This is a genomic window from Leptospira borgpetersenii serovar Javanica (genome assembly GCF_003046425.1).
Lineage (GTDB): Bacteria > Spirochaetota > Leptospiria > Leptospirales > Leptospiraceae > Leptospira > Leptospira borgpetersenii.
In genome coordinates this window covers 1-3,901 of the sequence record NZ_QAJG01000052.1, presented here as the reverse complement: position 1 = coordinate 3,901, position 3,901 = coordinate 1, and the positions used below count along the sequence as shown (strand labels likewise).

At 42.8% G+C, this 3,901-nt stretch carries 1 pseudogene; it reads right to left on the bottom strand.

The annotated features are described in order from the left end of the window. Positions 1-3,901: pseudogene (locus CLV95_RS19155) on the bottom strand (M23 family peptidase); the annotation flags it as partial.

Genomic DNA, 3,901 nt, shown 5'->3' with positions numbered 1-3,901 from the left:
GCGCGACAACACCCAAGGTTCCTGCGGACATAGCAACCGCAGCCACGGTAATTGCACGACCTACGTTGTAGGAAAAGCTCTTTGCCATCTCATGAGTCGCTTCTTTCTCGGCTATCTTTTGGTTTAAATACCAAGCGGGAATTCCGGTTGCTTGCGATATCGCTTCCGTGGTCACGCTCTTCTCGTATGCTTTCATCGCTTGTTTCATGTTGGAACCGCCGACGAGGGCTCCCACAAAACTCGCGGGTAGTCCGGTTGCTTCTGCGATTGCTCCGGTCACTCTGCTTCTGATTTCTCCTTCCACCGCTTGACCGACTTTCTGTCCTCCGCTCATTCCGTTTAATACGTTAAACAGAAATCCTTTACTGTCTCTTTCCGCGTCATTCGCCTTTGCTTGTTTTTCGATCCTGTTTTGAATGTCTTCGGAGTAGACGGTATATTTTCGGTTTACGTTTGAGAGTTGATTGTCGACGTAATTGGTTCCCACTCCCTTCAACTTGAAGTTGTATCCTAAATTTGAAATATCAAATCCGGATGCTACGATCAAATATTGCATTCCGTAACTTACTTCCACAGGAATCCCTTTGACGCTCACCGAACCTTTGAGTTCTCTGCTTCCTCCGAATACCGTGTCGTCGATGTTTGCTCCTTCATACATCGTTTTGCCGACTTTTTTCATGTCTCCGCTTTGATCTTTGAAACTTTCGGTTCCGAAGTTGTATTTTGATCCTTGTTCGTGATAACCTTTTAAGCCTCCCATTTCTCCTTCGAACATGTTCTTCAAGTCTCCGGGTAAAGCTTGGAAGGCTGCTAAGTAATTCTCTTTACTCGCCTCATACAATTTCTTTTGATAACTTTCGATCTCTTGATTCTCTGCGTACTCTTCTTTGATCTCGTTTGTTTTGTTGCTAAACTGAGCAAACATCGTCTCCACGTTCTTTTGGAGATTGTCGATGTAGTTTTTAATCCCGATCGCCATCTCTGCGTTAAATCTGGTTGCGTTTGGATTCATCATGTCCACGCTCAAATTCCCAGGATTAAACTTCGTCTCCATTCGTATATATTGATATTCTAAATCGGGAGAATAACTCGTACTCTTCATCGCACTTCCGTCGATTTCGATTTCTCCGCTGTAGATCTGTCGATACGCGCTGATTCCTTCTCCATCCACTCTAAATCCGTATCCTGCGTCTCTGAGATATTTGTATTCGTCTCCGCTGGTCAGCGCTTCTAAGAGTGTCTTTTGGAGATTTGCACTTCTTTCTTCGTTATCTTTTTGTAGTTTTTTTGCGTAGTCGTCTAAGTATTTCGACACTGCGCTGTTTGCCGCCAAGTTGATTGCTTGGCTACTTCCTTGTAACAATGTTTGTAACGCCGCCAAATCATTGTTATTCGTCACAAGTAAATTCATGTGAGAAAGTAGTTCATCTGCCTTTTTTTGTTTTTCTTCCAACTCTTTCTCTTGTGCTTGGATGTATTGAGCGACTCCGTTGTTCGATACTTCTTGTGGTAACGAACTTTGGATGCTTGCAATCATTTCTTGCAATCCGTCTAAGAGTCCTTCTCCGATATTACGATTCGCTAATTCTTTGGATTCGAGCAGCAACCGTTCCACTCTTGTTTTGTTTTCTTCTCCTTGTTTGTTTAAGTTTGCCGCGGTTTGGATCATTCCTTGGATTTGGTTGTAACTTTCTCCTTCGGATATAATTCCGGCGACTTGGTTCTTTCCTTCTTGGATTTGTTTCTGAACTTGTGTGCTATTTTGAAAGTTTTTGTTGAGTAGGTTATCTCTGTAACTCAGGAAAGAATTTCTTGTATATGTCAATCCTCGGTTATCTATTTCACTCGTAATTTCTTCGCCTAACGAATAATACTTCTTCTTGAGGAATCCGATCGCATTGCTCTTTTCTCTCACTGCATATCCCGTATACAGGGCTGCTTCGTCGAACTTTGCTTCGTTTCTTGCTTTGTCTGCTAACTCTTGGTATTTCTCCGATTTCTCAAAGAATTCGTTTGCAGTTTTTAAGTAGCCTCTTTCTTCATCCACCACTTCTGTTTGTAGTGTTGTTGCTACTGCAATGTCGTTTGTAATATTCGTGTATTCTAATGTTGTGGATATACTTGCGGTTCTTCTTCCGTTAAAGTTAAATCCTCCGTTCGTTCCGTTGATTTCGTTTTGCCAAAACGTTTGGTTTTGTCCGTTCGTTGTTATTTGAGTTTGGAGTGTTTGCAACTCCGTATTGTCTACGATATACGCTCCGTTTCCGTAGATGGTTTGTGCCAAAGCATTGATTCGATTGCTCGCATTCAGTTCCGCACTTTTGTAAGTTTCGCTTCTTCCAAAAGAATCCGCTATACTCTGAGAAAGGTTGGCTCCTTGTCCGTTCCAGCTCGTTTGGTTTTGCAAGTTTGTAATCGCTTGTTGCATTACGTTTCCTGCCGCGGAATATTGATACGTTTGATACAATCCCGTCGCCGCATTGTAAAGGTTTGTTGTGTTTGTTTCCGAATTTGTAATTTGTGTTTGTAGTTGGTTTGCTTGTGAGGTTGCGTTTGTTTGGAATTGTGTTTCTCCATTCACAGGACAAACGGCTGGAGAACAGTTTGGCGAACCCGATACTGCTTGTTGTAACGTCGATTTTGCGGACAAATACCAGTTTAACTCCGCTTGTTGAAAGATTGATATTGTGTCGTCCCAGTTTTCTTGTCCCGTTCTAAATTGGCTGTTTGCGTTATCCGCGCTTCCCTCAATTCCTGCCATTTGGTATCCGTAGACTTCCGTGACCCAGGCTCCTCTTGCCGCTTTCATGAGAGAGATCTGATTGTTGTAGTTAGCAACTGTGGATTGTTTTGTTTGTTCCAGCTCTAATAGTTTTGCTTGGTATTCTTGTTCGTATGTTTGTGATCTTTCTTCCCAGTCTTTCAACGGATTGACCAGAGACAAAAACGTGGATGCAATATTCGTAAACTGTGTTTTCATGCTGGTCCAAAAGTTTTGGTTTGCTTGCATCGCAGTGTCTATGTATTTGTATTTGGTTTGAACCTGTACTTGTTCGATCAATCCAAGAGAATTGTACCAATTCGAACCGTTTAACGCGTTTCCGCCTAACCACACTTTGGTTTCAAGCGCAACGCTTGAATTTGAAACTGCATTCCCCGCTTGGGAAGACAATCCAAATGCAGTGTTGTAATTTCCATATACCGCGTTTCGTATTTTTGTGTTTGTCGCTATTTGATCTTTTTGTGCTTGGTTAAAACTTTCCGTTACCGTGGTGGTATAGCTGTCGTCCGTATGCCATTGTCTGCTATAGCCGCACATCAAGCCAAGCGGAGCTCCGGTACAATCGGTTAAGTCTAACGCGTAATGGCCGCTTCCTCCGATACAAGTTCCTCCTATATCCGCTCCGTTACACGTCGCTTCGTAATGTCCTGTGCTGTAGTATCCGCTCGTATTGTTTGGAGTGACTGTATACGTAGGCGAATAGGGATTATTCGCGTAAGGGTTATTTAAATCGATTCCATACAGGATGGAACAAATCATCTGATTTCCAGAGCAACTTTGTATTTGTTGGTCGATCCAGCTCTGATACATTTGATACGCCGGATTCGCTGTGGTATACGGATCCAAAGTGCTTATCAAAACTCCGTTTTGAAAACCTCCGTTAGTCGCACCCCAACCATATATGTTTCCGTCGCTTCCATACGTGATCGCTTGTGGTCCAATGGTAGACAGGTTGTTACAGGAACTACTTCCACTACAACTTAAGCTTGCGGTTCCCACTTCTTTTTTAAATTCTAAAACTTGAGTCGCATACGTCTCTTGCCATTTGGTAATATTCCAGTAGTCGGCTTTTGCGGTTGCGTTTGAAATCTGACTTTGGAAAAAGTTTCCCAATGTTTG